At 71.5% G+C, this 400-nt stretch carries 1 pseudogene; it reads left to right on the top strand.

From position 1 onward, the window contains the following. Positions 1–400: pseudogene (locus ACVMYR_RS33195) on the top strand (right-handed parallel beta-helix repeat-containing protein); the annotation flags it as partial.

Here is a 400-nt window from a genome sequence, read left to right as displayed (position 1 = left end):
CTCCACCCTCGTCCGCGCCGCCAACGCCACCCCGTTCCGCTTCTTCCAAGTCGCCTCCGGCGGCCACCTGCGCCTGGCCGACCTCACGCTCACCGGCGGCAACGGCCTCGCCGGCGGAGCCATCTGGGTCCAGCGCGGCGGCGCCGCCGACATCACCAAGTCGAAGCTCGTCAACAACGACGCCCTGGCCGCGGGCGGTGCCATCGAGAACGACGGCACCACCACCCTCGACCAGACCACCGTCACCAACAACACGGCCATCCTGGCCGGCGGCGGCATCAGCAACACCGGCCTGCTCAAGATCCACGAGTCCCGGCTCGCCGGCAACAACGCCGGCGCCGCCGGCGGCGCCATCAACAACCTCGCCGGCACGGTCACCATCACCAAGACCGCCGTCACC

The organism is Micromonospora sp. PTRAS2, from assembly GCF_054052245.1.
Note: the sequence above shows the minus strand (reverse complement) of the source record. Positions and strands in the feature narration are given on the sequence as shown.